22 protein-coding genes and 1 tRNA gene are annotated in these 23,003 nt (G+C 56.8%); 14 read left to right on the top strand and 9 right to left on the bottom strand.

Annotated features, from left to right (window positions below):
• Nucleotide 1: 1 nt before the first annotated feature.
• The 5 genes from BLM14_RS15450 to BLM14_RS15430 form a co-directional block, all read right to left on the bottom strand.
• Nucleotides 2–760: an ABC transporter ATP-binding protein gene (locus BLM14_RS15450; protein WP_100000213.1), complete on the bottom strand. Its 759-nt coding sequence runs from the start codon at nt 758–760 to the stop codon at nt 2–4.
• Nucleotides 757–1,617: an ABC transporter ATP-binding protein gene (locus BLM14_RS15445; RefSeq protein ID WP_100000212.1), complete on the bottom strand. Its 861-nt coding sequence runs from the start codon at nt 1,615–1,617 to the stop codon at nt 757–759. Before BLM14_RS15445 ends, BLM14_RS15450 begins: the two co-directional genes overlap by 4 nt.
• Nucleotides 1,618–1,627: 10 nt before the next feature.
• On the bottom strand, nt 1,628–2,536 hold the full coding sequence (locus BLM14_RS15440) for an ABC transporter permease (protein WP_237143382.1): 909 nt from the start codon (nt 2,534–2,536) through the stop codon (nt 1,628–1,630).
• Nucleotides 2,533–3,549 (bottom strand): ABC transporter permease, encoded by a 1,017-nt coding sequence (locus tag BLM14_RS15435; RefSeq protein WP_100000211.1) that lies wholly within the window; start codon nt 3,547–3,549, stop codon nt 2,533–2,535. The genes BLM14_RS15440 and BLM14_RS15435 overlap by 4 nt, the downstream gene beginning before the upstream one ends.
• A 77-nt stretch (nt 3,550–3,626) precedes the next feature.
• Complete coding sequence (locus BLM14_RS15430; protein ID WP_100000210.1) at nt 3,627–5,231, bottom strand: ABC transporter substrate-binding protein; 1,605 nt, start codon at nt 5,229–5,231, stop codon at nt 3,627–3,629.
• 329 nt (nt 5,232–5,560) lie between these two features.
• On the opposite strand from BLM14_RS15430, the gene kduI reads away from it, so the two are divergent.
• The 8 genes from kduI to BLM14_RS15390 all read left to right on the top strand — a co-directional run bounded on the left by kduI (nt 5,561) and on the right by BLM14_RS15390 (nt 13,331).
• Nucleotides 5,561–6,406, top strand: coding sequence for a 5-dehydro-4-deoxy-D-glucuronate isomerase (gene kduI, locus BLM14_RS15425; RefSeq protein WP_100000209.1), 846 nt, complete (start codon nt 5,561–5,563; stop codon nt 6,404–6,406).
• Nucleotides 6,403–7,167, top strand: coding sequence for a 2-dehydro-3-deoxy-D-gluconate 5-dehydrogenase KduD (gene kduD / locus BLM14_RS15420; RefSeq protein ID WP_100000208.1), 765 nt, complete (start codon nt 6,403–6,405; stop codon nt 7,165–7,167). The genes kduI and kduD overlap by 4 nt, the downstream gene beginning before the upstream one ends.
• A gap of 11 nt (nt 7,168–7,178) precedes the next feature.
• Nucleotides 7,179–7,520 (top strand): cupin domain-containing protein, encoded by a 342-nt coding sequence (locus BLM14_RS15415; protein ID WP_100000207.1) that lies wholly within the window; start codon nt 7,179–7,181, stop codon nt 7,518–7,520.
• Between the two features lie 498 nt (nt 7,521–8,018).
• Nucleotides 8,019–8,975 (top strand): galactofuranose ABC transporter, galactofuranose-binding protein YtfQ, encoded by a 957-nt coding sequence (ytfQ, locus tag BLM14_RS15410; protein WP_162293205.1) that lies wholly within the window; start codon nt 8,019–8,021, stop codon nt 8,973–8,975.
• Between the two features lie 76 nt (nt 8,976–9,051).
• Entirely contained in the window at nt 9,052–10,569 is a 1,518-nt protein-coding gene (gene ytfR / locus BLM14_RS15405; RefSeq protein WP_100000205.1) for a galactofuranose ABC transporter, ATP-binding protein YtfR, read from the top strand.
• Complete coding sequence (locus tag BLM14_RS15400) at nt 10,566–11,582, top strand: ABC transporter permease (protein WP_100000204.1); 1,017 nt, start codon at nt 10,566–10,568, stop codon at nt 11,580–11,582. The genes ytfR and BLM14_RS15400 overlap by 4 nt, the downstream gene beginning before the upstream one ends.
• Nucleotides 11,579–12,556 (top strand): galactofuranose ABC transporter, permease protein YjfF, encoded by a 978-nt coding sequence (gene yjfF, locus BLM14_RS15395; RefSeq protein ID WP_100000203.1) that lies wholly within the window; start codon nt 11,579–11,581, stop codon nt 12,554–12,556. The genes BLM14_RS15400 and yjfF overlap by 4 nt, the downstream gene beginning before the upstream one ends.
• Nucleotides 12,543–13,331 (top strand): FadR/GntR family transcriptional regulator, encoded by a 789-nt coding sequence (locus BLM14_RS15390; protein WP_100000202.1) that lies wholly within the window; start codon nt 12,543–12,545, stop codon nt 13,329–13,331. Before yjfF ends, BLM14_RS15390 begins: the two co-directional genes overlap by 14 nt.
• 129 nt (nt 13,332–13,460) lie before the next feature.
• Here the strand turns inward: BLM14_RS15390 and BLM14_RS15385 are convergent.
• Nucleotides 13,461–13,536 (bottom strand) — tRNA-Thr (locus BLM14_RS15385).
• Nucleotides 13,537–13,816: 280 nt separating this feature from the next.
• Here BLM14_RS15385 and BLM14_RS15380 point away from each other — a divergent pair.
• From BLM14_RS15380 to BLM14_RS15370, 3 genes are all read left to right on the top strand, one after another.
• Nucleotides 13,817–14,305 (top strand): (2Fe-2S)-binding protein, encoded by a 489-nt coding sequence (locus BLM14_RS15380; RefSeq protein WP_100000201.1) that lies wholly within the window; start codon nt 13,817–13,819, stop codon nt 14,303–14,305.
• An 87-nt stretch (nt 14,306–14,392) separates the two neighbouring features.
• Nucleotides 14,393–16,738 (top strand): xanthine dehydrogenase family protein molybdopterin-binding subunit, encoded by a 2,346-nt coding sequence (locus BLM14_RS15375; RefSeq protein ID WP_100000200.1) that lies wholly within the window; start codon nt 14,393–14,395, stop codon nt 16,736–16,738.
• A gap of 12 nt (nt 16,739–16,750) precedes the next feature.
• Nucleotides 16,751–17,560 carry an FAD binding domain-containing protein gene (locus BLM14_RS15370; protein ID WP_100000199.1) on the top strand — a complete coding sequence of 270 codons (810 nt, stop codon included), beginning with the start codon at nt 16,751–16,753 and terminating at the stop codon, nt 17,558–17,560.
• 3 nt (nt 17,561–17,563) lie between these two features.
• On the opposite strand, the gene BLM14_RS15365 is transcribed toward BLM14_RS15370, so the two are convergent.
• Nucleotides 17,564–18,133 (bottom strand): helix-turn-helix domain-containing protein, encoded by a 570-nt coding sequence (locus tag BLM14_RS15365; RefSeq protein WP_100000198.1) that lies wholly within the window; start codon nt 18,131–18,133, stop codon nt 17,564–17,566.
• Between the two features lie 38 nt (nt 18,134–18,171).
• Here BLM14_RS15365 and BLM14_RS15360 point away from each other — a divergent pair, with 38 nt between their 5' ends.
• A complete protein-coding gene (locus BLM14_RS15360; RefSeq protein ID WP_100001361.1) occupies nt 18,172–18,681 on the top strand; it encodes a GNAT family N-acetyltransferase in 510 nt (169 codons plus the stop codon).
• Here BLM14_RS15360 and BLM14_RS15355 read toward each other — a convergent pair.
• On the bottom strand, nt 18,678–19,640 hold the full coding sequence (locus BLM14_RS15355; RefSeq protein WP_100000197.1) for an NAD(P)H-dependent flavin oxidoreductase: 963 nt from the start codon (nt 19,638–19,640) through the stop codon (nt 18,678–18,680). The two genes, BLM14_RS15360 and BLM14_RS15355, sit on opposite strands and share 4 nt — an antisense overlap.
• Nucleotides 19,641–19,760: 120 nt before the next feature.
• Nucleotides 19,761–21,107 carry an aminotransferase-like domain-containing protein gene (locus BLM14_RS15350; protein ID WP_100001359.1) on the bottom strand — a complete coding sequence of 449 codons (1,347 nt, stop codon included), beginning with the start codon at nt 21,105–21,107 and terminating at the stop codon, nt 19,761–19,763.
• Nucleotides 21,108–21,209: 102 nt separating this feature from the next.
• On the opposite strand from BLM14_RS15350, the gene BLM14_RS15345 reads away from it, so the two are divergent.
• Both BLM14_RS15345 and BLM14_RS15340 read left to right on the top strand, forming a co-directional pair.
• Nucleotides 21,210–22,202 carry a nitrate ABC transporter substrate-binding protein gene (locus tag BLM14_RS15345; RefSeq protein WP_100000196.1) on the top strand — a complete coding sequence of 331 codons (993 nt, stop codon included), beginning with the start codon at nt 21,210–21,212 and terminating at the stop codon, nt 22,200–22,202.
• Entirely contained in the window at nt 22,199–22,987 is a 789-nt protein-coding gene (locus BLM14_RS15340; protein WP_100000195.1) for a deaminated glutathione amidase, read from the top strand. The genes BLM14_RS15345 and BLM14_RS15340 overlap by 4 nt, the downstream gene beginning before the upstream one ends.
• Nucleotides 22,988–23,003 lie beyond the last annotated feature (16 nt).

The following is a 23,003-nucleotide window of genomic DNA, read 5'->3' as shown; positions in this document are numbered from 1 at the left end:
CTCACGCTACTCGATCATACTCAATGCTCGCGTTGATCAGTTCACGCGCATAGGGATGTTTTGCACGACCTTCACTAAGTTCTGTGCGATTCATGATTTCGACAATGCTGCCCGACTGCATCACGGCAAGTCGCTCACACATGTAATCGATCACAGCCAGATCGTGAGACACGAACAAATAGGTCAATTTTCTTGCGAGCCTGATCTCGTTGAGCAGATTGAGTACTTCTGCCTGCACAGACACGTCCAACGCCGACGTTGGTTCATCGAGGAGCAAGACGCTGGGTTCCAAAATCAGCGCTCTGGCAATCGCCACGCGTTGTCTTTGCCCGCCCGAAAGTTCGTGCGGATAGCGCGTCAGGAATGAAGAATTCAGACCGACGTCAAGGAGCGCCTTCTCCATGCGTTCTTGCTGACGATCAAGCCTGTGGATACGCAGCGGTTCATGAAGTGCGGTCTTGATGGATTGGCGAGGGTGGAGCGATCCGTATGGATCCTGAAAGACCATTTGGACAACACGACAATAGTCAGCGCCGGGTATCTCTGCGATTGGTCGCCCGGCAATGGCGATCTGACCCGACCAAAATGTCAGCAAGCGGGCAATGCAGCGCAAGATTGTTGACTTTCCCGAGCCGGATTCGCCCACCAGACCGAATGACTCACCGGACGCAACGGCGAAGCTGACATCATTGAGAATCTTCTTCTGGGCAGTTCCGGTTCCAAGATCGATCGTAAGTCCTTTGATGGTTACATCGCTCATCGCGTTTCCTCCGCTGCAATTTTTGCAAGACCAATCTCACGACTGAGGACGGGCAGGGGGCTTCGGCTTCCGCCAATATGTGGCTGCGCGGCGAGCAGTCCCCGTGTGTATGGGTGGGAAGCCTGCATGAGATCCCGCGCCGCGCACGATTCCACAACCTCGCCGGACCGCATGATCAGAACCCGGTCGCAGAAGTTGCGCACGAGGTTGAGATCATGGCTGATCATGATCAGCCCGATGCCCTTTCTTGTCACAAGCTCATTGAGAATATTGAGGACCTGCATGCGAACGGTCACGTCAAGCGCTGAAGTCGGCTCATCGGCGATGATCAGTTGCGGTTCGGGTATCAGCATCATTGCGATCATGATGCGCTGCCCCATGCCACCGGATACTTCGTGCGGGTAGAGATCGTATACCCGTTCCGGATCCCTGATTTGAACTGCTTCCAGCATTTCCAACGTCTTCTGCCGGGCCTGCTGGTTTGAGGCACGCGTGTGAACGCGGTATGCCTCTGCGATCTGATTGCCCACTCGGTGCACGGGATTGAGCGAAAACTTGGGATCCTGCAGGATCATCGAGATGCGACGCCCGCGGATCGTCAGCATCTCGCGTTCGCCGGCTTTCACGAGGTCGGTGCCCTGAAACTGAAGTCTGTCTGCGGTGATCCGGGCAGAGGGTAGCAGCTTCAGCAATGCCCGGCCGATCGTCGATTTGCCGGAACCGGATTCACCAACGATACCCAGCCTTTCGCGGCCGAGGGTAAAAGACACCCCCCGCACCGCATCAGAGTATCCCTTGTCCTTGCGGTAACTCACGCAAAGGTTGGAAACGTCAAGCAGCTGATCCGTATCAGTCATGGACTTCTCCTCAACGCTGCTTGGGGTCGAGGGCATCGCGCAACCCGTCACCCAGTAAATTGAAGGCAAGACTTACGAGCAATATGGCCATGCCCGGAAATGCCACCAGCCACCAGCTGTCAAGCATGTACCGGCGTCCTGTCGCAATCATCGCCCCCCATTCGGGCAATGGCGGCTGAGCGCCGAGACCAAGAAAGCCGAGACCGGCCGCGGTCAGAATAACGGTTGCCATACTCAGAGTTATTCGCACAAGCACTGACGGGAGGCACATCGGCATGATCGATTTCACGATAATGCGGATCGATGAAGCGCCTTGCATGCGCGAGGCCGAAATATAGTCGGCGGACCGGAATGTAAGCGTCTCCGCTCGCGCCAGGCGGGCAATCGGCGGCCAGGAAGTCAATGCAATTGCGATAATCGCGTTTTCGAGCCCTGCACCCAATGCTGCAACGAAAGCGAGTGACAGGATCAGCCCGGGGAATGACAGAAATATATCTGTTATCCGCATCATGACTGTGTCGCACCAGCCGCCGAAATAACCTGCGGTCGTGCCAACCAAAAGACCGACGGGTCCAACAACAATCGAAACGAGGGTGATGATCGACAGCGTTATTCTGGTACCGTGAATGATGCGGCTGAAGATGTCGCGCCCAAGCTCGTCAGTGCCGAACCAGTTCAGGGCATCCGGGGGCCGAAGCGCATTGGGCAGATTGACGAGATTTGGATCGTGGGTTGCAATCCATGGGGCGAAGATCGCGCTAAGCACCAATATGGTGATGACAACGAGGCCGAAGCAGGACGAGACGTCGTTTGATAACCGTTTGAAAACGGCGCCCAATGCTTTCAGCGGTCCAGAAAACCGCGCGGAAATACCTACGGTTGGCATGGCTTTGGTATTGTACAGGCTTTTGGTTGTCATCGCGTCCTCGGATCGAACACTTTGTAAAGGACATCGGAAAGCAAATTCAGGCAGATGAAAATGATGCCGACAATGAGCACGCAGGTCATGACAGCGTTCATGTCACCGACCAGCATATTGTTCGTCATGTATTGTCCGAAACCGGGCCAGGAGAACACGGTCTCAATCAGCACGGCGCCCTCGAGCAGGCTTCCATAGGCCAGAGCTACGATCGTCACGAGCTGTACGCGGATGTTGGCGAATGCGTGGTACCAGATGGTCCGGCTGTTGGAGAGGCCCTTGACCCTTGCGGTGACTACATACTCCTGGTTCAATTGATCCAGCATGAAGCTGCGCGTCATGCGGGTGATGTATGCCATTGACGAGTAGCCCAGTATGCTTGCCGGCAGAACAAGATGATTGACCGCATCATGGAAAACTTCCCAGTCCCCGGCCAATGCAGCGTCAATCAACAGGAACCCGGTCGTCTCCGGGGCCAGCCCGATATTGTAGTCTGACATACGTCCGCCACCACCCACGAGGCCGAGCGTCGCATAGAAGACGATGAGGCCTATCATGCCTATCCAGAAAATGGGCATCGAATGGCCGAGCAGGGTCACGACACGAATGACATGGTCCGTCAGGCGATTACGGCGTACGGCCGCGAGTATTCCAAGCGGTATTCCAAGACCGGCACCACAGATAATCGCGAATGTGGCCAGTTCGATGGTGGCGGGCATGACGTGTGCAATGTCATTGATGACGGATTGGCCCGTGCGGATGGACACGCCGAAATTGCCGGTCAGGATATCGCCGAGATAGCGCAAGAACTGTTCGTAAACTGGTCTATCCATACCGAGACGTTCGGCCACCATGCGATAAGTCGCTGCGTCTGCTTCCTCGCCAATAATCGCACGAACCGGATCGACCGGCATCAGTCGGCCAATACAGAAGGTAAGCACAAGAAGCCCAAACAGCGTCACCAAAATCGTGGCACCTTGGCGTATCCCTGCGTAAACACGTTCGTGAGTCATATGAATGTCTCTTGCGTTCTATTTTTACGGCCGCTGTCACGCCCTGGTTTTGGCGCGGCAGCGGCCGATGATGGAATTCAGCGCGCCTTGGTTATGGTGCTGAGGTCGGTAGACCAGGACGGATTGAGAGCCAGTCCCTTGACATCCGCGCGTGACGCTACGGAGTCGACGACTTCGGAGAAGGGCTGGATGGACGGCACCATATCCGCATAATAGGTCTGGATTTCACCATACCTCGTCACCTGGCGTTTGGTGTCGGTCTCGATCAGAGCGTCATCAATCATCTTGTTCAGCTTCTCATCGTAAAATGATGTTCGCCAGCCCTGAAAATTCGTTAGTTTTGCATCGTCCGCATTGTTGGGATTATAGGCGATGGCGCGCAGATTGGAGTCGGGATGCGGTAGCTGACCGCCGCCGCCGCGGCCCACGAGCAGCTCAAACTTTCGTTCACGCATTGCGCCGTAAATCTGATCTCCAGACCCCGTGATGACTTCGGCCTTGATGCCGCCCTGAGCGAGGCTTGCCTGAATGGCGGTCGCAAGATTGAGGAACGGTGCATCGGATAGGGCACGCAGTGTCGTGGAGAAGCCTTCGGGATATCCCGCTTCAGCCAACAGGGCCTTTGCCTTCTCGACGTTGAGTTTGTAGCCGGCGTCGGGAAGAGCCCCGAGAAGGCCTGTCTGAATGGGGCGGTCGTGCGGCTTGCCAAAGAAGGGGAGAACAGTCGCGTTCAAGCCCTCATAATCGATGAGATAGCGCAGCGCCTCGCGCACCTTCGGCTTGTTGAATTTTTCATCCTTCATCGACACCGCGAGGTAATAGAAGCCACTGCCCCCGATTGTCTGCACCACAACGTCCTTGTTGGACTGCAATGCGGTCAAATCTGCCGCGGACATCGAAAAAGCGACATCGATGTCGCCCTTTTCCAGCATGAGCCGCTGGCTTTGCGATTCGGGGAGGTGCCGCATGATGATGCGGCGCATGGCTGCCTCCTTGCCCCAATGATTGTCATTGCGGCTCAACAGCACCCGCTCGTTGGACTTCCATTCCTGCAACACGAACGGTCCGGAGCCGGCTGAATGCGTTGTAAGCCAGGCACCCCCCATGTCGCCATTCGCTTCGTTTGCCATGACTGTCTTGCTGTCGAGGACAGAGCCCGGTCCAACAATACCAAGGGTCAAGACGATGATTTGCGGATCTACCTTCTTGGGAAGCGTAATCACAACCGTCGAGGGATCGGGGGCGGCAAAGCTTGCGTCGGCATTGGCAGCCGAGAATCCATGGGTCTTCAGGAAGGAAGCCTGGGCAAGATTAAGTTTCATCAAGCGCTTGAACGACCACACAACGTCCTCGGCGGTTACGGGATTCCCCGAGGCAAATTTCGCACCGGAGCGCATTTTGAAGGTTATTGATTTACTGTCCTCGCTTATTGCCCAGCTTTCGGCCAGTTGAGGATTGGCCTGCGAACGGTTGACCGGGTCAAGCGATACCAAACCCTCATAGATGTTGGCGAGAACTTGAACAGTCTCCTTGCCAGTGATCGCTGCTGGATCAAGCGTCAGGATATTCGACATCGAGAAGCCAACCACAAGCTGGTTCGGCGGCGTCTCCGCAAGTGCCAGCGTTGCAAACGGAATTGTACCAAGCATTGCGGCCGCTACAGCCTTTGTAAGGACATTCATAAGTGGGGATCCTCCTCCCGCCGCCGAAAAATGTGGCGCGTATCGTGAATGATTTAAAAGTTGCCTCCTGCAACTTGATTTCAAACATATGACATCTTACAAGTGGTGTCAAATGAATTGGCGCTGTATGCGATGGGCGCGGTTCGTTTTGAAATGGTTGGTGATTATTATGTATATATATATCAGTATCTTGCATCAATAATCGAGCCAAGGACCATCTCACAGAGCGATGTATGCAATGGCAATGATTCGATCTCGCGCTTATCGCTGTGGCTGGCTAATCATAAGTCTAATCGGAGCAATATGACCTCTATGGAAGGAAAGATAGTATGACTGAAACGTCTTTTACGTCGCGCTTTGCGGTATCACCAGCGGAAGCGTCGAAATTCGGGACAAGTGATCTTCGTGCCAATTTTCTTGTGACGGACCTTTTCAGTCCCGATCAGATAAATCTGACCTATTCGCATTATGATCGGATGATTATCGGTGGTGCAAATCCTGTCTCGCAAGAACTGAAGCTCGAAACCATCAAGCCGACAGGAACAGCGAACTTTCTGGATCGGCGGGAACTGATCGTCGTGAATATCGGCAAGGGCGGTTTTGTCACCGTCGACGGGCAGCGCTTCGAACTCGGTCACCGGGACATGATCTATGTCGGAATGGGGGCCATGGATGTGCGTTTTGCATCTGCCTCGCAGGAAGAGCCGGCCTGCTTCTATCTTATCAGTGCGCCAGCCCATCAATCCCATCCAACAAAATGCATCGGTATCAGTGATGCGAAAAGGGTGGATCTGGGTTCGCAGGCGACATCGAACCAGCGATCTATTTTCCAGTTCATCCATCCGGAAGGCGCAAAGACATGTCAGCTGGTCGTGGGGATGACCACGCTTGCACAAGGTTCCGTCTGGAACACCATGCCTGCCCACGTGCACGACCGCCGGTCGGAGGCGTATCTTTATTTCGGACTGGCGGATGATGCGCGTGTGATGCATTTGATGGGCGAGCCCCAGGAAACCCGTCACCTCATAGTCGCCGACAGACAGGCAGTCTTGTCGCCCGGCTGGTCGATCCATTCCGGCTCCGGAACGTCGAACTATAGCTTTATCTGGGCAATGGCGGGCGACAATGTGGATTACACGGATGTTGATCCCGTTGCAGTTGGAGAACTCGCATGACGGATCTCAGTTCGTTCAGCCTCGAAGGCAAGACCATTGTGGTGACCGGTGCGAATACGGGGATAGGCCAGGGCATCGCAGTGTCCGTTTCCCGTGCAGGGGGATCCGTTGTTGGTGTCGGGCGATCGGACATGACAGAAACTGCCCGCATGATCGAGACGAACGGAGGCAAATTTACGCCTGTTCTTCGCGATCTAAGTGACGTGGAACAAGCGATCCGTGTGGTCGATGAGATATGGCAGGAATGCGGGGCAATTGACGGACTGGTCAACAATGCGGGGATCATCCGGCGTGCCGACGCGCTTGATTTCAGCCTTGAGGATTGGGACGAGGTCATGGATGTCAACCTGCGTTCCGTTTTCTTCATGTCCCAGGCCCTTGCCAAGAATATCGTCGCAGAAGACAGGCGCGGCAAGATTGTCAATATCGCCTCGATGCTGAGTTTTCAGGGCGGCATCCGGGTGGCGTCATATACTGCTTCCAAATCAGGCTTGGTCGGCATCACCCGTTTGCTCGCGTGCGAGTGGGCGGCAAAAGGGATCAATGTCAATGCGATTGCTCCCGGATATATCGTCAGCGCCAACACGGAAGCACTCCGCAACGATCCTCACCGCAGTGAAGCAATCATTTCCCGAATACCAGCCGGACGATGGGGGGATCCTGAGGACATCGGGGATGCCGCCGTATTTTTGTTGGCCAAGGCTTCACATTACATGCATGGCGCAGTCGTTCCGGTCGATGGCGGCTGGCTCGCAAGATAGGAGAACTGAAAATGTCAGACATCAAATTGTTCGCGCAGCCAGATGAAGTAGCCTGGACTCTTCTCGATAACGGCAACCGCCGTCGAGTGATTGTCTACACCGACGAATTGATGCAGGTCGAATTCGACTTCGAGGAAGGCGCAGTTGGTGCGATGCATTCACACCCGCACGTGCAGGCAAGCTACGTTGCCGAGGGGCGCTTTGAAGTGACGGTAGACGGCAAGTCGGCAATTATTGGTAAGGGAGGGAGTTTCATTGTCCCTTCCGGTGCACAGCACGGGGTCAAGGCGCTGGAAAAAGGCCGCCTGGTTGACACGTTCACACCGCATCGTTCGGATTTCCTCGACGGATGAGCGACCGACGCGGATTTCCGGGCGCAAATCGACGCCAACGTCTATGGCCTGCTGCCTGAATACGAGCAGGGCGTCGGGACTATCCGTGGCATCATAAAAGGCAACGGCCGTGACGTCAGTGACCCCGCCAAGGTTGCTGACGTCATCGTGGACCTTGCAAGCCGCGATGCAGCCCGGCATATCTTGCTGCTTGGGAGTGATGCTCTGTTCTTCTTGAGGCAGGTTGAAGCGGCGAGAACGGAGGCGCCGGCGGTAGGCGTCTGCCTCGCATTTCGACCAATGCCCTTGACGCCAATCTGGCTTACTTCAGCGACACGCACGGCCAGTATTTCTCGCCGCAGCTCAGTTCACAACTCAAGGATATGCACCGATCACGTCAAGCGTGGAAACTGATGCGCGCCCTCTTGCCAATAATAATACTATATTATAATAATTTTATTGAGGTCTGGGAGGATCTTACGGAATAGACCTAAATCGGGAGGAATAATCATGTCGTTCATGAAGAGAATTCTGCTTGCCAGTACGGTTGCCGTGTCCTTTGCGGGAGCAGCAGGCGCGTCTGACTTGACGGTCGGCTTCTCGCAGATCGGATCGGAATCAGGCTGGCGCGCAGCCGAAACATCCGTTTCCAAAATTGAGGCAAAGAAACGCGGGATCGATCTCAAGATCGCAGACGCACAGCAGAAACAGGAAAACCAGATCAAGGCGATCCGCGGCTTTGTCGCCCAGGGCGTCGATGCCATTTTTGTTGCGCCTGTCGTTGCGACAGGTTGGGATACGGTTCTCGCTGAGGCCAAGGAAGCCGAAATACCGGTTATCCTGCTTGACCGCACGATCGAGACTGCCAATGACGACCTGTATCTGACAGCGGTAACTTCGGATACCGTGCACGAGGGCAAGGTAGCGGGTGAATGGCTCGTCAAGACGATTGCGGGCAAGCCCTGCAATGTTGTCGAACTGCAGGGAACAGTAGGATCGAGTCCCGCTATCAACCGCAAGAAGGGTTTTGAGGAGGGCATCGCACCTGCCTCAAACATCAAGATCACCCGCAGCCAGACGGGCGACTTTACGCGTGCCAAGGGCAAGGAAGTCATGGAAGGCTTCCTCAAGGCTGAAAATGGCGGCAAGAACATCTGTGCGCTCTATGCCCACAATGATGACATGGCTGTTGGCGCAATTCAGGCCATCAAAGAGGCCGGACTGAAGCCGGGCAAGGACATCCTTGTCGTCTCGGTCGACGCTGTGCCGGACATCTTCAAGGCGATGTCCGAAGGAGAGGCGAACGCCACTGTCGAGCTGACGCCGAACATGGCAGGTCCTGCTTTCGACGCCCTGAAAGCCTACAAGGAAAGCGGCAAGGCGCCACCAAAGTGGATCCAGACCGAGTCCAAGCTCTATACGCAGGCTGATGATCCGAAGAAGGTCTACGAAGAGAAAAAGGGGCTGGGGTACTAATCACTCCGTCATGGCTGGCCGTCTCGAAAGGGCGGCCAGTCCCCACCCGACAAAACCGCTCACGGGAGAGGGCGCAATGACGGACCATCCTGTTCTGCTGGCCGCTCGAGGCATATGCAAATCCTTCATTGGCTTCCAGGCACTGGACACTGTCGATTTGACCATCCGGCAAGGCGAGATACATGCGCTGCTGGGGGAGAATGGTGCCGGCAAGTCAACACTGATCAAGGTGCTCACTGGCGTCCATCAGCCGGATTCAGGCGTGATGGAGCTCGACGGACAGCCCGTTCACGTTCGCGATACGCTGCACGCGCAACATCTTGGCATTGGCACGGTTTACCAGGAAGTAAACCTGCTTCCGAACATGTCTGTCGCGGACAATCTCTTTGTCGGCCGCCAGCCGATGCGCTTCGGCTTCATCGATCGGCGCCGCATGGAGAAGCGTGCGCAGCAGCTCCTCAGCCAATATGACCTTCACATTGATGTTTCGTCGGATCTATCCCGCTATTCAGTCGCGGTGCAACAGCTCGTCGCCATTGCGCGGGCAGTCGATATGTCAGGGCGGATTCTCATCCTCGATGAGCCGACCGCGAGTCTTGATCGCCACGAAACAGAAATCCTCTTCGCAACACTCAGGCGGCTCAAGGAGCGTGGCCTCGGAATCGTCTTCATCACGCATTTCCTTGATCAGGTCTATGAAATCTGCGACCGGGTCACAGTACTGCGCAACGGCAAGGTTGCCGGGACCGAACTGACATCCCAACTGCCGAAAATCGAGCTTGTATCGCTGATGCTTGGCCGTGCGCTTGCCGCAGTGACGCACAATGTCCGCCGGGATCGGCCAGAACCGGAAAAGAAACAATTTTCCTTCAAAGGCATGGGTCGCAATCGCAGTGTCGCGCCGTTCGATCTCGACATTGGCGAGGGCGAAGTAATCGGCATGGCGGGCCTGCTGGGCTCAGGGCGGACCGAAACGGCACGCCTGCTGTTCGGCATCGATTCTGCCGATAGTGGCCAGGCGGCAGTGGATGGCGTTCCCGTCCGCATACGGTCGCCGCAGGACGCCGTCGCGTTAGGTTTCGGGCTCTGCCCCGAAGACCGAAAGACCGACGGCATTATCGGCGACCTTTCGGTGCGCGAAAATATCGTGCTGGCTCTACAGGCGCAAAAAGGCTGGTTCAAACGATTGTCCCGAAAACAGCAGGTTGCACTCGCTGACAAGTTCGTCAAAGCGCTGGACATCCGCACCACGGATATCGAGAAGCCGATCAAGTTTCTTTCCGGCGGCAACCAGCAGAAAGTCATTCTTGCCCGCTGGCTCGCCACAAATCCGCGCTTCCTCATTCTGGATGAACCGACGCGCGGCATCGACGTCGGCGCTCATGCGGAAATCATCGCCCTGATCAACCAGCTTTGCGATAACGGCATGGCGCTTCTCGTGATCTCATCAGAAATCGAAGAGATCGTCGCCTACAGCACACGAGTGGTTGTACTGCGCGACCGCGCGCATCGGGGTGAGTTTACAGGCGACGACATCACAACCACGAAAATCATGCAGAAAATCGCTGCGGAACCAGGAGAGGTGCACGCATGAACCGCATTAATGCAGTTGCATTGACCAAGGCCTCGCCGCAACTCCTTTCGCTGGCCCTGATTCTGTTTCTGAATTATCTGGCGTTCCCCGGCTTCTTTGACATTCGTTTACAGGATGGGAGGTTGTTCGGCAGTCTCGTCGATGTGCTTAATCGGGGTGCGCCCGTGATCATTCTCGCCATTGGCATGACGGCGGTGATCGCCAGCCGTGGAGTTGATCTCTCTGTGGGCGCGGTCATGGCAGTGTCGGGAGCCATCGCCGCCACATTGACCGTTGCCGGGTATTCACTGCCTGTGGTCATCTTTGCGGCGCTCGGGACAGGACTTCTCTGTGGTCTGTGGAATGGGTTGCTCGTTGCCTATTTCGATCTCCAACCAATCGTTGCAACCCTCATCCTGATGGTAGCAGGCCGCGGCATCGCGCAGCTCATCACGGAAGGGTCGATCATTACCTTCACCGACCCGGGTCTGATCTTTTTCGGGACGGGCTCGGTTCTGGGCATACCGATGCCAGTGCTGATTGCCGTTACGCTACTGGTGTCTGCGATCATTATCGTTCGACGTACTGCACTTGGACTGCTGATCGAGTCGATAGGCGTCAATCGCAGCGCCAGCAGCTATGCGGGGTTGAACAGCAAGCTGCTGCTTCTTGTCATTTACGCCTTTTGCGGTCTGTGTGCGGCGCTGGCGGGCATCATCGTTGCCGCTGATATCCGCGGGGCGGATGCCAACAATGCCGGGCTTTGGCTGGAACTCGACGCGATCCTTGCCGTTGTCATTGGCGGAACGTCACTGTTCGGCGGACGCTTCTCGATCCTGATGTCAGCACTTGGCGCCATCATCATTCAGGCGATGAATACCGGGATCCTGCTCTCTGGCTTTCCGCCGGAATATAATCTCATCCTCAAAGCCGTGGTGATCATCGTGATCCTGCTGGCGCAGTCTTTCTCATCCGCGGGTGGCTGGCATTTCCTGAAAACTGAATTCCGCGCGAAGGGAGCAAAGCGCCAATGAACACGCGGCTTCTTCCCTTCTATGCAACGCTGCTCATCTGCGCGCTCGCCTATACTGCCTGCGCCATGCAGTTTCCCGCCATTTTGTCCACTCGGGTTGCCGGTAATCTCTTGACCGACAATGCCTTTCTCGGAATCGCAGCTGTTGGCATGACGTTTGTCATTCTTTCGGGAGGCATAGATCTTTCGGTCGGATCGGTCATCGCCTTTACCGGCGTCCTGCTTGCCGTGCTCATCACGAAATATGGTGTGCATCCGCTGGCGGCTTTCGCCATCGCGCTCATCATAACCACGACTTTTGGCGCGATCATGGGCGTCATCATCTATTATCTCGATGTGCCGGCTTTTATCGTGACCCTGGCCGGGATGTTCCTGATGCGCGGGATATGCTTCGTTATGACGACGGATTCCATTCCGATCAATCACGAATTCTATTCGATCCTGCAAGGCATGTATTACCGGTTACCGGACGGCGGGAGATTGACCTTCATCGGTTGCCTGATGGTGCTGGTTTTCCTCGTGGGTATCGCGATGGCTCATTTCAGCAAGTTCGGCTCCTACATTTATGCGGTCGGTGGGAACCGCACATCGGCTGAATTGATGGGCATTCCCGTGGCCCGGACGACCATCACCATCTATGCCTTATCGGGATTCCTGTCCGGACTCGCAGGTATCGTCTTCTCACTTTACACATCCGCCGGCTACTCGCTGGCCGCGGTCGGGGTTGAGCTTGATACGATCGCCGCTGTTGTCATCGGGGGCACGTTGCTGACGGGCGGTGTCGGCTATGTCGCAGGCACTTTTGTCGGTGTGATCATTCAGGGCATCATCCAGACCTACATCGTCTTCGACGGAACCTTGTCCAGCTGGTGGACCAAAATCGTCGTGGGTGCTCTGCTCTTTGCCTTCATCGCGCTGCAGCGGACTCTCGTTTTCCTTTCAACGAGGAAGGCAATGGTCAATGCCGCCTCCTGACCTGCCCGAAAATCAGCTAGCCAATTATGACTTCCGCACAGCCGGTCATTCGCATACGCATCATGGCCATGTGATGCGTGATCTTGGTTTGAAGATTGTCAGCGGGTTCTACGCCGAAGACAGTATCCTGCCGGGTGACGCCGAGTTTCTTCAGCAGTTTCGTGTATCGAGAACGGTGCTTCGCGAGGCACTCAAGACGCTTGCAGCAAAGGGATTGATTCAGCCCAGAGCCAAGATTGGAACCAGGGTGCTGAAACGGCAACACTGGAATCTGTTCGATCCGGACATTCTCATCTGGCACTTCGAGGCAGGCGCCAGTCCCGAATTTCTATCGAGCTTGCTCGAAATGCGCCTTGCACTGGAGCCCGAGGCTGCAGGTCTTGCCGCGTTTCGCCGAAGCGATCAGCAGCTCGAAAGCTTATACGATTGCGTGGGCAGGATGGATGGGGCCGGTCGCTCGGCTTCGGATTTCGTCAACAGCGATCTGCAATTTCACATTGCTATCGCTGACGCGTCTGGCAACCCGTTCATGCGTTCGATCAGCACGCTGATCGAGGTGGCGCTTGTCACCACTTTCACAATCAGTTCGCCGATCCCGAACCCGGAAAGGCATGGGCAATCGGTGGCACGGCACAAAGCCATCGTCGATGCCATCAATGTCAGGGATGTCCAGGCTGCGAAAGCCGCAATGCGCGCTGTCATTGCGGACGGAGCCGAACGCGTTCTTGCGACGACGGCCTCGATGCTTCCCGGCCCTTGTCCAGTCGGGCAATGATACACGGGAGGCCGCGGGCACTCTGGGCATGTCGGTCCAGATGCTCGAAGAGGTCTACGGCCATCACCAAGTTTCTGGTCAGTAAATGGTCGGGCACAAAACCCACATCAGCTAAGTAATTGAAAAATGTGGTGCCGCTTAGGTGACTCGAACACCTGACCCCATCATTACGAATGATGTGCTCTACCGACTGAGCTAAAGCGGCAGGGAAGGAACTTCCCGATCCTTGAAATCGGCCATCACGAATGTGCCGACGGATGACGCGCCTGATACCTTTATTGCGTTGCGATTGCAAGCCTTGTGATGATTGCATTTTTGAACATGCGGGGGTGAAACCGGCAATTCACATGCGCTTGTTCGTTGAAGGCCGCGCAAATTAGAATTTTTCTATTTTGACGATAGACAAGCGCGCAAGAGCGGTTAATCTTCATTTACCACATGAAGTCCGCAAAGAGACACATGAGTCAACGTTCTGGGAGGAACCTATGGCCAAAGTGGAACTTGTCGTGAATGGGCGAGCCGTCACAGGCGAAGCCGAAGATCGCACACTGCTTGTGCATTTCCTGCGTGAAAATCTTGGATTGACCGGCACCCATGTCGGGTGTGACACATCGCAATGCGGTGCATGCGTGGTCCATATCGACGGCAGGGCGGTCAAGTCCTGCACGATGCTGGCGGCCCAGGCTTCCGGCTCGGCGGTCACCACCATCGAGGGTCTCAACCCCAGTGGCGAACTGCATCCGCTTCAGGTTGCGTTTCGTGAAAATCATGCCCTGCAATGCGGCTTTTGCACGCCGGGCATGCTCATGAGTTCGGTCGACATGATCCGGCGGCATCCGGACGGACTCGACGAAGCAACCGTACGAGCTGAACTTGAGGGCAATATTTGCCGCTGCACCGGTTACCACAACATCGTCAAGGCTGTGCTCGACGCATCGGACAAAATGGGCAAGGGCGCCGTCAAGGCCGCCTGATCATCTGAATTTCAGCCTTGCAGCCTGCTTGCCTTGGAGCCTCAGACATCTCTCCACGCGAAGCAGCTGCGACAGGGAGAAGTAGCCATGGGTGTCGAAGGTATCGGAGCACGCGTTCTCCGCAAGGAAGACAAGAGATTTCTCACCGGCAAAGGCCGTTACACCGACGATATGGTCGTGCCCGGCATGAAGCATGCTGCGTTTGTGCGCAGCGCCCATGCCCATGCGAAGATTACGGGCATCGACACCGCAGCCGCGAAGAAGATGCCCGGCGTTATCGGTGTAATGACGGGCAGGGAGTTGAAAGCCGATGGTATCGGCAATCTGATCTGTGGCTGGATGGTTCATTCGAAAGATGGCACCCCGATGAAGATGGGCGCCTGGTCGCCGCTTGCGACGGATACGGTGCGCTATGTTGGCGACGGAGTGGTAATCGTGGTCGCCGAAACAAAGGGGCAGGCGCGCGATGCCGCCGAGGCTGTCGAGGTAACCTACGAAGAACTGCCTGTGGTGGTGAGTGCTGTCGAGGCACTCAAGGATGGCGCCCCACAACTCCATCCCGAAGCACCGGGCAATCTGATCTTCGACTGGGATCTGGGCGACGAAAAAGCGACGAATGATGCCTTTGCCAAGGCCGCTCATGTCACCAAAATGGACATCGTCAACAATCGGCTTGTCCCGAATGCGATGGAACCGCGCGCAACGCTCGGTGTCTATGATGCGGCGGAGGACCACTACACGTGCTGGACCACGTCGCAGAATCCGCATGTTGCGCGTCTGGTGATGAGCGCATTCTACAATGTCGCGCCCGAAAACAAATTGCGCGTCATCGCCCCGGATGTCGGTGGCGGCTTCGGATCGAAAATCTATATTTATCCGGAAGAAATCATCTGCCTCTGGGCATCGAAAAAGACCGGCGTGCCGGTGAAATGGGTAGCGGATCGTAGCGAAAGCTTCCTTGCCGACGCGCATGGCCGCGACCATGCCACCCATGCGGAACTGGCCCTTGACAAGGACAACAGAATCCTCGGGCTAAAGGTTCAAACCGTCGCCAATCTCGGCGCCTACATGTCGCTGTTTTCGAGTTCTGTCCCGACCTATCTCTATGCGACGCTTCTCTCTGGCCAATATGACATTCCGGCCATCCACGCCAATGTGAAGACGGTCTACACCAACACGGCGCCGGTCGACGCCTATCGCGGAGCCGGGCGGCCGGAGGCCACCTTTGTGCTTGAGCGTATTATGGAAACGGCGGCGCGCGAATTGCGGGTTTCGCCAGCGGAGCTTCGCCGGAAGAATTTCATACGGTCCTTCCCGCACCAGACGCCGGTGATCATGAATTATGATGCGGGCGATTTCGACGCGACTCTGGATGCTGGCCTGAAGGCGGCGGACTATGCGGGCTTCGAGAAACGCCGCGAGGAAGCCGCCAAGCGTGGCAAGCTGCGCGGCATCGGCATGAGTTGCTACATCGAAGCATGCGGCATTGCACCTTCGGCGGCGGTCGGTTCACTGGGTGCTGGCGTCGGATTGTGGGAGAGTGCGGAAGTGCGGGTCAATGCGGTCGGCACGATCGAAATCCTGACCGGCTCACATTCGCATGGGCAGGGCCACGAGACGACATTCGCACAGCTTGCGGCGGAGCGTTTTGGTGTTCCGATCGATAGTATTTCGATTGTCCATGGCGACACCGACAAGGTGCAGATGGGTATGGGAACCTACGGTTCGCGCTCCGGCGCAGTCGGCATGTCGGCCATCGTCAAGGCTCTGGACAAGGTGGAAGCCAAGGCCAAGAAAATTGCCGCCCACCTTCTCGAAGCGGACGAGGCGGACATAGAAATCAAGAATGGCGATGTCAGGGTAGCCGGCACGGACAAGTCGCTGCCCTGGTTCCAGGTCGCGTTGGCCGCCTATACGGCTCACAACCTTCCCTCCGGCATGGAGCCGGGGCTGAAAGAGGGCGCCTTCTACGACCCCTCCAATTTCACCTTCCCGGGTGGTTGTCATATTTGCGAAGTCGAGATCGACCCGGAGACGGGCGTAACCGAGATCATCCAGTTTGTCGCCGCCGACGATTTTGGCAAGATCATCAATCCGATGATCGTGGAAGGGCAAGTGCATGGCGGCATCGCGCAGGGTATCGGCCAAGCACTGCTGGAAGGTACGCATTACGACGATAGCGGCCAGCTCCTGACGGCGAGTTACATGGACTACACCATGCCACGCGCGCAGAACCTGCCGTCGTTCAACATCATGACGACGGAAACGCCATGCCCGTCCAACCCGCTCGGTATCAAGGGCTGCGGCGAGGCCGGAGCGATAGGTTCGCCGCCCGCTGTGATCAATGCCATCACCGATGCAATCCACAACAACGACCTGACCATGCCGGCGACGCCTCAGACCGTGTGGGCTGCCATCCAGGCCGCGAAGTGAAGGGGAAGCGCCATGTATGAGACAAAATATCATCGTGCCACCTCGGTCGAAGGGGCTGCAAGATTGATGGGCGAAGCGGAGGACGGCAAGTACCTCGCCGGTGGAATGACACTGATCCCGACCATGAAGCAGCGCCTGGCCTCGCCTAGCGATCTTGTCGATCTGAGACGGATCGAAGCGTTGAAAGGTATCAAGGTCAATGGCCGCACGGTGCGGATTGGCGCGGTCACCACACACTATGACGTCTCGACCAATGCGGAACTCGCGAAGATCTGCCCGGCCATCACCAATCTCGCCAGCCATATCGGCGACCCGCAGGTGAGAAACATGGGAACGATTGGCGGCTCGATTGCCAACAATGATCCGGCCGCTGACTACCCCTCCGCCCTGCTGGCGCTTGACGCAACAATCATCACCAACCAGCGTTCGCTCCCTGCATCTGAGTTCTTTGTTGGCTTGTTCGAAACGGCGCTCGAGGAGAACGAGATCGTCACGGCGGTGGAATTCACGGCGCCTGACAAGGCGGCTTACAAGAAATTTCCCAATCCGGCATCGCTCTACGCCATAGCAGGGGTTTTTGTCGCCAAATCTGGCGACCAGATCCGGGTCGCGGTAACTGGCGCCGGCGAAAACGGTGTTTTCCGTCTGGGCGACGCTGAGACAGCCTTGGCCAATAATTTCACCCCATCGGCACTGGATGGTCTCACAGTGGATCCCGACGGCCTCCTTTCCGACATGCATGCCTCGGCCGATTACCGCGCCAACCTGGTGAAGGTGATGGCGAAAAGAGCGGTAGCGGAAATCGCGAACAGGCCGATGTAGCCATTACAACCGGCTAAGCACGATCACTGCATAGCGGCAGGGCTCGTCGCCGTCATTGGCGAACGCACAATCATTTGGCGCGCCGAGTTCAAGGCAGTCGCCTTGCTCGAGCGTGTGGGTTTTCTCCCCTTCGGAGAAGACGAGTGTGCCGCTCAGGACCCATATCAACTGCCGGAGGAACAGATAGGCAGACGCCGGAAGCACCACGCGCGTTTTGGGCGGCAGGTCGATGTGCACCACATCCATCGGAAGATCCGAAGCAGGCGAGACGTGGCGGCGCACGTAACCGCTGTCCGGATCGACCCACATGGGCTGGTCCTTTTGACGCAACAGCCGCCCTTCCTGCATTTCTGCCCGCGCCATCAAGGTTGACATGGTCAGACCGAAAGCACCGGAAAAGCGGGCGAGCAGCGTAGCGGTGGGGCTGCTTTCGCCGCGCTCCACCTTGTTGATCATGGCGCGGGACACGCCGGATTTTTCGGCAAGCTCGGTCAGGGACCAACCGCGTCCTTCCCGTTCGATACGAATGCGGGCCCCAATTTTCTGATCGACACTATCCACTTTATGAGACATAGTGAAACTATAGTAGACGAAGTGAAGGGGTGCAAGTCGTGATTGTGCGTGACGCTGTGGATAGCGATCTTCCGGATATTCTTGAAATTTACAATGATGCCGTTCTGAACACGACAGCGATCTGGAATGAGGTCGAAGTCGACGTTGAAAACCGCAGAACCTGGCTGAAAAATCGCCAGGGACAGGGCTTTCCGGTCATTGTCAGCGTCAATGATGAAGGACGCGTAACAGGCTACGCCTCGTTCGGTGATTGGCGCGCCTTTGATGGCTATCGGCACACCGTCGAACATTCCGTCTATGTAAACAAAGAGATGCGCGGAGCGGGCATTGGCAAGATATTGATGCTGGCGCTCATTGAAAGGGCGCGCCGGCTTGGCAAGCATGTGATGATCGCTGGAATTGAAGCGAACAATGAAGCTTCAATCCAGCTGCACAAGAAGCTCGGTTTTGAGACCGTTGGCTATCTGCCGGAAGTTGGCACCAAGTTTGGCAAATGGCTCGACCTAGCGTTCCTGCAGATCACGCTGGACAAGGCCGCGCCGCGCTAAGCGGCGCAGAGCGCCGCTTTCGCCGCATGATATTCCCGCTCGAAGCGCGCTACGAGATCGCCTGCAGGAAGAATTTCCTTGATGGCGCCAATGCCTTGCCCGCAACCCCAGATATCCTTCCAGGCTTTGGCGCCGGTCGTCGCGGCTTCGAAGTCCATCTTTGACGGGTCGGCTTCCGGCAGGTGATCGGGATCCATTCCGGCCTTGGCTATCGACGGCTTGAGGTAATTGCCGTGGATTCCAGTAAAGTAATTCGAATAGACAATGTCGGATGAGGCGGACTCGACGATCATTTGCTTGTAGCCATCGACCGCACGCGCTTCGTTGGTGGCGATGAACGGCGAGCCGATATAGGCAAGGTCAGCGCCCATGGCCTGCGCGCCCAGAATGGCGCGACCAGTGGCGATGGCACCAGATAACAGCAATGGACCGTCGAACCATTCGCGGATCTCCTGGACGAGGGCGAAGGGTGAAAGGGGCCCTGCGTGACCCCCGGCGCCGGTTGCAACCGCTATCAACCCATCCGCGCCTTTGCGAATGGCGGAATTCGCGTGGCGGTTGTTGATGATGTCGTGGAGCACGATCCCGCCATAGGAGTGGATCGCCTCATTGACCTCGGGAACCGCGCCCAAAGACGAAATAACGATGGGAACCTTGTACTTCACGCACATCGCCAGGTCATGTTCGAGCCGTTTATTGGAACGGTGAACGATCTGGTTGACAGCGAAGGGAGCGGCGGGACGATCCGGATTTTTCTCGTCGTGGTTGCGGAGTCCCTCGGTGATTTCAGCCAGCCACTCGTCAAGCTGCGCTTCAGGCCGGGCGTTCAGTGCCGGAAAAGACCCGACAATGCCGGCCTTGCACTGGGCAAGTACCAGGGGCGGGTGCGAAACGATGAACAGCGGCGCGCCGACAACCGGAATGCGCAGCTTGGATTTCAGGATTTCCGGCAAAGCCATGTGCATCTCCCAATGCTGAAAATTTTGACGTTTGCGTAAACGTAACTCTTTTTACCAGACCTTTGGCATTGAGCAAGAGAAAGGTATCTACTGCACAGCGCAAAAGTCGTTCGCAGAGGATCAACTCGAAAATCGGTGATCCGGATTGCGGACGGCGAGGGCGATGGCATCGGCGACGTCCTCCTCTCTGTCCCGCAAGATGCTCGTGGCGACGCGAATATAATTGATCGGCCGGACCGAGCATTTCTCACCCGCAAGCACTGCGATGCCGCGCGCAGCAAGGGTCACCAATGCGAATTGCTCGGACTCGACGGGGATCCACAGGACAAGCCCGTCTCCTCCCGAGAGATGAACATTGCGCTCGGCGAGTGCGCGCATCAACCCGTCCCGCCGCTGTTTATAGATGGTTCGGGCTCGCAGCATGCTCTTACCCGTCGCCTCATCGTGGAGCAGCCAAGCCACGGCGGACTGCAGGGCTCGGCTGGTCCAGCCCGCGCTGAAACTCCGGTACGACTGGATCTGCTCGACGATACGCGTCGAACTGGACAGGACGGCGAGCCGTAAATCCGGGCCTAGGCTCTTGGAATAGGAAACAATGTGGATGACCCGGTCGGGAAAGTAATTGCCAAGGGTCGCGGGGGGTAAGGCTGAAACGTCGCCAACGCCGTCATCCTCGATGATAAGCGCGTCGCTATCCTTGAGAACGGCTGCGAGTTCAGCAAAACGGGACACGCTTACGCCGCATCCCGTGACGCAATGGGTGCGCGGCTGAAACAGGAATGCGGCGGGCTTCTTCTGTAATGCCGCCGCGAGCGAATCCGGCAGCGGCCCATCGGCATCGCATTGCACGGGAAGAATATGTGCGCCGAGATCCTCTAGAATGTCGAGGAGGCGCATGGCGGTCGGGTCCTCGATTGCAATGAAGGATCCCGGCATGACCAGCGCGTGCAGAAGAGCATAGACGGCGTTGTAGCCGCCGTTGGTAGCAAGAAAGGCTTCCGGCCTGTATGGCCATCGCTGCTCCACCGCCGCCTGCAGATCTGGAAGGATCCGGACGCGCCGGTAGCTGTTGAGATTTTCCGCCGAAGCGCCATGTCTGAGCGCGTCGCCGAGCGGCGGCAGCAACTCGACGTCGGGAACCGCCATGGAGAGGTCGAGAACTTCATCGCCATAATCGCCTGCACTGGCCAGCCGGGCAGGACGCGGTGCGATCCGGTCGCCGCTCACCCATGTGCCGTTGCGTCCGCGGCCGGTGATGATCTTTTGCCGCCGCAACTCGCTCCATGCTTCGGACACGGTCGCGGGGCTGATGCCGAGCGTGAAGGCCAGATCGCGGATTGCCGGTAGTTTGGTGCCGACGGGGATGGCGCCTGCGCGGATGAGGGCGCTGGTCTCGATGGCGATGCCGCGCATCGTCCGGTCGCTCAATTTTTCAGCAAACCATTCAACCGAAGCAGTTTCGCTCATGTTCATCCTCTTTTTAATGTTCAGTAACGTAATAGTATTTGATCAGTCAAGAATGAACATTTAGCTTCCCGCTGGAAAAATGCAAACCTGCGAGGAAATGTCTTGCGTATTACTGTTCGATTGGCTGTCCGCGATTGGGATTATCTGACACCGCTTGTGCTTGGCGATGTCAGCTCGGACAGGCTGGACCTGAAGATCGACCGGGTTGGCACGCTCGTTTCGAGTATCGGCACCGATCCGCAATATGATGCTGGGGAAATCTCGTTCAGCCGTTATGCCGGAGGCCGGGCGAGGGGCGAGACGGATGTGCTCGGCGTTCCGAATTTCATCATGCGCGGTTTTCGCCATCGCTGCATAATTACCGTCAAGGACAGCCCCATCACCCGTCTCGAACAATTGGCAGGCAAGAAGATCGGTGTCACCGGCTGGCGCGATTCCGGCAATACCTGGACGCGTGCTGCCCTTGCCCATGCGAGTGTCGGCATCGAGGATGCTTACTGGTACGCCGGCCGTCTGACCGAGGCGCACCCGATTGTCGACCGGCTTGATGGTTTCGGTCGTCCCGGCCGCATCGAAGCTGCGCCGGGCGAGCGGCCGATGATGGAACTGCTCGAGACCGGCGAGCTCGATGCAGTTTTCACGCCTTTCATGCCCGACAGCTTCTTTGGCGCCAATTCGAGCTTCCGCCATGTCCTGCCAGATTTCCGCGCCGAAGAGCTCTCCTATTTCCGCGAGGTTGGTTACGTGCCCGGGATGCATCTGCTCGGCGTAAAGGCTTCATTCGCGGTCGAGTATCCCTGGCTGGCTCAGGAGTTGAGTGATCTTTTCGACGAGTCGCAGCGGGTCTGGTTGAACAAGCGCCGCAAATACGCCGACACGACACCGTGGATCATCGAGGAACTCGGCCACGTCGCGCGCGATCTTCCTCAAGGCTGGAATGAAAGCGGTTTTACCGCCAACGAACGAATGATCGCCGATTTTGCCGAACAACTGCATGTGCAAGGACTGACACCGATGCTGCTTACGCCAACCGATCTTTTCCCCAATGAAATAAGCCGCTCTTCCAAAACTGGCCGCGTGGGAGTTTCAGCATGAAGGTGGCGCTTGGACAATTTGCCGTCAGCAAGGTCTGGCAGGAAAACGCCGATATCTGCGTGAACCTGATCAAGCGCGCCCAGGAAGGCGGTGCCGATCTGCTCGTGCTGCCTGAGGGTATTCTTGCCCGCGATATCACCGATCCGGATATCGTGCTGAAGACAGCCCAACCGCTTGACGGGCCGTTCATGACGCAGCTTCTCGCCGAGAGCAGCAAGAGCGCTCTGACCATCATGATGTGTGTTCATGTGCCGACCGGTGGCCAGCGCGTTTTCAATAATCTCGTGACCATTCGCGGTGGCGAGATCATTTCGCAGTATCTGAAGCTTCATCTCTACGACGCTTTTGCCGCCAAGGAATCCGCGAATGTCCAACCCGGGTCAGTCATTCCCGAATTGATCGAAGTGGCCGGCCTGAAGCTCGGCTTGATGACCTGCTACGATTTGCGCTTTCCGGAACTTGCCCGCCGCCACGCCGTTGATGGTGCTGATGTGCTGATCCTGCCCGCGGCTTGGGTCAAGGGACCAGGCAAGGAGGCGCATTGGGACGTGCTTGTCACCGCGAGAGCCTTGGAAAACACCTGCTATATCGTGGCCGTCGGCGAATGTGGCGAGCGCAATATCGGTGCCAGCATGGTTGTCGACCCTCTCGGCGTTGCAGTTGTTCGCGCCGGTGAAGTACCGGCACTGATTTTCGCCGAGATCGAACCCAAACGCATCAGCCACGCGCGATCGGTTTTGCCGGTCCTGGCAAACCGTCGCTTCGCACGACCCGAACTCGCCTGACCAACTGAATTTTATT

It is taken from the genome of Phyllobacterium zundukense (genome assembly GCF_002764115.1).
GTDB lineage: Bacteria > Pseudomonadota > Alphaproteobacteria > Rhizobiales > Rhizobiaceae > Phyllobacterium > Phyllobacterium zundukense.
Note: the sequence above shows the minus strand (reverse complement) of the source record. Positions and strands in the feature narration are given on the sequence as shown.